This is a genomic window from Glutamicibacter sp. AOP12-B1-11, assembly GCF_052379245.1.
Taxonomy (GTDB): Bacteria; Actinomycetota; Actinomycetes; order Actinomycetales; family Micrococcaceae; genus Glutamicibacter.
Genome location: NZ_JBQSYL010000085.1, coordinates 1 through 1,098, shown reverse-complemented (window position 1 = coordinate 1,098; position 1,098 = coordinate 1). Strand labels below are relative to the sequence as shown.

Sequence of the window (1,098 nt, the reverse complement as noted above, 5' to 3'; positions counted from 1 at the left end):
GTAGGGGTGGAAGTCGTTGATCCAGATCGTCCCGTGGCGCAACCGGGCCGCGATCCGCTGGGTCTTGGACGCGTCCTGGCTCCACACCGCCCCGGCCAGCCCGTAGTCGGTGTCGTTGGCGGTAGCCACCGCCTCATCTTCGGTGGCGAAGGTCTCCACGGTGACCACCGGGCCGAAGGCCTCCTCGATGACCACCGACATGCCGCGGGCCACCTGGTCAAAGACGGTGGGCAGGTAGAAATGCCCCGCCCCCAGCCCGGGGCCGTCCGCCTCGGTGGCCGCCCGGCCCCCGCAGCGCAGCCGGGCGCCTTCGGCGAGCCCGGACTGCACATACGCCTCGACCTTTCCCAGATGCTCCGCGGAGATCAGCGCCCCGGTTTCGGCGTGCTCATCGAACGGGCCGCCGAGGGTGATCTGCTCCGCACGGCGCACCAGTTCGTCGACGAACCGCTCCGCGATGGATTCCTCCACGATGATCCGCGCCCCGGCCGAGCAGACCTGCCCCGAATGCACGAACGCGCCGTTCAGCGCGTTGTCCACCGCGGCGTCGAAGTCCGCGTCGGCGAAGATCACGTTCGGGTTCTTCCCGCCCAGCTCCAGGGCGACCTTCTTCACCGTTCCGGCCGCCGCGGCCGCGACCTTGCGCCCGGTGGCCAGGCCGCCGGTGAAGGAGACCAGATCCACGTCGCGGTGCTCGGAGAGGACCGCGCCGACCTGCGCGCCGGTGCCGGTGACCAGGTTCGCCACCCCGGCCGGCAGACCCAGCTCGTGGAGCACCTCCATCATCAGGATCGCGGTGGACGGGCTCAGCTCGGCCGGTTTGAGCACGAAGGAGCAGCCGGCGGCCAGCGCCGGGGCGATCTTCCACGCGGCTTGGAGCAGCGGGTAGTTCCACGGGGTGATCATCGCCGCGACGCCGACCGGTTCGTAGACGATGCGGCTGAGCACCTGCGGGTCCCCGGCGTCGACGATCCGCCCGGCATCGGTTCCGGAGAGCTTGCCGAAGTAGCGGAAGCAGTTGATGATGTCGTCCATGTCCAGTTCGGATTCGACCAGGCGCTTGCCGGTGTCCAGGGTTTCGGCCAGCGCGAATTCGTC

Annotated in this window: 1 protein-coding gene; it reads right to left on the bottom strand. The window is 69.8% G+C overall.

Annotation, left to right across the window (positions count from 1 at the left end; translation table 11 throughout):
* Positions 1-1,098: aldehyde dehydrogenase family protein (locus ACT3UQ_RS19700; RefSeq protein ID WP_444637819.1), on the bottom strand; the 1,098-nt coding region annotated here is incomplete at both ends.